Consider the following 3783-nt stretch of genomic DNA (forward strand, 5'->3'; position numbering starts at 1 on the left):
GTCAGGTGCTGAAAGGATTGATGCTGCTGGCCATCGCCGGCGGAAGCTGGCGGCTGTGGGACAGCGAGCTGGCGGAGGGACTTCGCGCCGACTACCGCACCGCCAGGGGGATGACGCGACGCCAGCCGCTGGCGGACGGCTCGATTCTGACCCTCAACACCGACAGCGCCGCCGACGTCTATTACGACGCGCGCCAGCGCCTGGTGCGCCTGCGCTACGGCGAAATTGCCATCCGCACCGCCCGCGACGAGAGCCGGCGGCCGTTTCGCGTGCAGACCCGCGACGGGAACCTCACCGCGCTGGGCACCGAGTTTACCGTGCGCCAGTTTGCCGATGAAACCCGCCTGGCGGTGCAGCAGCACGCCGTCGAGGTGCGCTTAGCGCACGGCCAGATTCAGCGGGTCGAGGCCGGAGAAAGCCTGCGCTTCAGCGCCGGGGCCTTCTCGCCAATACGGACGCTGAGCGCCGGGGAAGATAGCTGGACCCAGGGCGTGCTCAGCTTTCGCGACCGTCCGCTGGGCGAGGTTATCGCCACGCTCTCCCGCTATCGTCCCGGCATTCTGCGCTGCGACCCCCGCGTTGCCGATTTGCGCCTCAGCGGCGCCTTTCCGCTGAGCGATACCGGGCAGATTTTGCAGATTATTGCGCAGACGCTGCCGGTAAAACTGCAGTTTGCCACCCGCTACTGGGTCACCGTTATGCCCGCCTGAGAAAAAAATACAAAAAATTCTCATTCTCCATTGTCCCTTTTCCCCTGCTCGTTCGACTTAACAGGTGAAAACAACCAAAACAATCGTGGAGAACAGATGACGCCTTTACGCGTTCTACGCAAACCAATGCCTCTGGTGATGGCAATCCGCTTAAGCCTGCTGCCGCTGGTAGCTCTCGCCGCCGCGCCGGCCTTTGCCGCCGCGCAGTTTGATATTGCCGCCGGAGATTTAGATACCGCACTCAATCAGTACGCCGCCCGCAGCGGCATCACCCTCGCAGCCGATGCCAGCCTGACCCGGGGCAAGCACAGCGACGGCCTGCACGGCAGCTACGACGTTGAGGATGGCCTGCAGACGCTGCTCGACGGCAGCGGCCTGCGGCTCAAAGCGCTGGGCAATAACGCCTGGACGCTGGAGCCCGCCCCCGTTGACAGTGAGGCGACGCTGACGGTAGTCGGCGACTGGCTCGGCGACGCCCGGGAAAACGACGTGTTTGAGCACGCCGGCGCCCGCGACGTTATTCGCCGCGCGGAGTTTGCCAAAACCGGCGCCACCACTATGCGCGAGGTGCTGAACCGCATTCCGGGAGTCAACGCCCCGGAGAATACCGGGACCGGGAGTCACGACCTGGCGATGAACTTTGGCATCCGCGGCCTCAACCCTCGCCTGGCCAGCCGCTCGACGGTGCTGATGGACGGCATCCCGGTGCCCTTCGCCCCCTACGGCCAGCCCCAGCTGTCGCTGGCGCCGGTATCGCTGGGCAATATGGATGCCGTGGACGTGGTTCGCGGCGCGGGCGCCGTGCGCTACGGACCGCAGAACGTGGGCGGCGTCGTTAACTTCGTCACCCGCGCCATTCCGCAGGATTTTGGCATTGCGGGCGGCGTTGAGGGCCAGCTGAGCCCAACCTCCTCGCAGAACAATCCCAAAGAGACGCACAACCTGATGATTGGCGGCACGGCGGATAACGGCTTTGGCTCCGCGCTGCTCTATTCCGGCACCCGCGGCAGCGACTGGCGCGAGCATAGCGCTACCCGCATTGACGACGTGATGCTGAAAAGTAAATATGCGCCCAACGAGGTGCATACCTTTAACAGCCTGCTGCAATATTATGACGGCGAGGCCGACATGCCGGGCGGGCTCTCCCGCGCCGATTATGATGCCGACCGCTGGCAGTCTACCCGCCCGTACGACCGCTTCTGGGGACGCCGCCAGCTCGCCAGCCTCGGCTATCAGTTTCAGCCGGACGCCATGCATAAGTTCAATATTCAGGGCTTCTACACCCATACGCTGCGCAGCGGCTACCTTGAGCAGGGCAAGCGCATTACGCTCTCGCCGCGCGAATATTGGGTGCGAGGGATCGAGCCGCGCTACAGCCAGAGCTTTACGCTCGGCGCTACCGCGCACGAAGTGGGCGTCGGCTATCGCTACGTGAACGAATCCACCCATGAGATGCGCTACTACACCACCACCGCCAGCGGCGAGCTGCCGAGCACCGCCAGCCCTTACGATCGCGATACCCGTTCCGGTACCGAGGCGCACGCCTGGTATATCGACGACCGGGTTGATATCGGCAACTGGACGATCACCCCGGGCATGCGCTTCGAACATATTGAGTCTTATCAGGACAATAACCTGAAGGGCAGCCGCGAGCAGGTCAGCTACAACGCCCCGCTGCCGGCGCTTAACGTGCTTTATCATCTCACCGACAGCTGGAATCTTTATGCTAACACCGAAGGATCGTTCGGCACCGTACAGTACAGCCAAATTGGCAAGGCTGTGGAGAGCGGCAACGTGGAGCCGGAAAAGGCCCGCACCTGGGAAATCGGCAGCCGCTACGACAACGGCGCCCTGAGCGCGGAAATGGGCCTGTTCCTGATTAACTTCAATAATCAGTATGACTCCAACCAGACCAACGATACCGTCACCGCCCGCGGCAAAACCCGCCACAGCGGGCTGGAGACCCAGGCACGCTACGATCTCGGCGATCTCTCGCCGCGCTTCGACAACCTGTCGGTCTACGCCAGCTACGCGTACGTTAACGCTGAAATCCGCGAAAAAGGCGACACCTACGGCAATCAGGTCCCCTTCTCGCCGAAGCATAAAGGCACCCTCGGCGTCGACTATAAGCCGGGCAGCTGGACCTTCAACCTCAATAGCGATTTCCAGTCCAGCCAGTTTGCCGACAACGCCAACACCGTCGAAGAGAGCGCCGACGGCAGCACCGGCCGCATCCCGGGCTTTATGCTGTGGGGCGCGCGCGTCGCCTACGACTTTGGTCCGCAGATGGCCGACCTCAACCTCGCGGTCGGGGTGAAGAATATCTTCGACCACGAGTACTACACCCGCTCGTACGACGACAACAACAAAGGCATTTACGCCGGTCAGCCGCGCACCCTGTACCTGCAGGGATCGCTGAAATTCTGACACTGCCCGTTCGCCGCCTCGACCTGAGGCGGCGCTGTTGCCGGTTGATATCGGCGGGACGGTTGCAGCGTCCCGCCATTGTGGAGTGAGTATGTTGGCTATTTTACGTCTTGTCTTTGCCGCGCTGCTGGCGCTCGGCGGCCCGGCTTTTGCCGTGACGGTCGAGGATCTGCAGGGGCAGTTTACCCTCGATAAAACCCCGCAGCGGATCGTCGTGCTGGAGCTCTCTTTCGCCGATGCGCTGGCGGCGGTTGACCTCAGCCCCGTCGGCATTGCCGACGATAACGACCCCGAGCGCATTCTGCCCGAGGTCCGCGCGCGTCTGAAGCCATGGCGGTCGGTCGGCACCCGCGCCCAGCCCTCTCTGGAGGCGATTAGCGCCCTGCGCCCGGACCTGATCGTGGCCGATAGCAGCCGCCATCGCGGCATTTATGCCGCCCTGCGGCAAATCGCGCCGGTGCTGCTGCTAAAATCGCGCAATGAAACCTATGCCGAAAACCTGCAGTCGGCGGCCATTATCGGCAAAGTCGTCGGCCTGGACCCGCTTATGCAGCAGCGCCTGGCGCAGCACCGCCGGCGGATGGCCGATTTCGCCGCTCAGCTGCCGGCAGGCGCCAGCGTGGCCTTCGGCACCTCCCGCGAACAG

At 63.4% G+C, this 3783-nt stretch carries 3 protein-coding genes; all 3 read left to right on the forward strand.

All coding sequences use genetic code 11. The features are described 5' to 3' along the window. A partial coding sequence (locus PFH44_RS25800; RefSeq protein ID WP_283826591.1) for a FecR domain-containing protein occupies window positions 1-710 on the forward strand: 710 nt, incomplete at its 5' end. 96 nt (window positions 711-806) lie between these two features. Further along, window positions 807-3137, forward strand: coding sequence for a TonB-dependent Fe(3+) dicitrate receptor FecA (gene fecA, locus PFH44_RS25805; RefSeq protein ID WP_283826592.1), 2331 nt, complete (start codon window positions 807-809; stop codon window positions 3135-3137). Window positions 3138-3228: 91 nt separating this feature from the next. Beyond that, a partial coding sequence (locus PFH44_RS25810) for an ABC transporter substrate-binding protein (RefSeq protein ID WP_283826593.1) occupies window positions 3229-3783 on the forward strand: 555 nt, incomplete at its 3' end.

Origin of the sequence: Klebsiella sp. Ech2A, from assembly GCF_030078455.1 — a bacterium.
GTDB classification, from domain to species: Bacteria; Pseudomonadota; Gammaproteobacteria; order Enterobacterales; family Enterobacteriaceae; genus Klebsiella; species Klebsiella terrigena.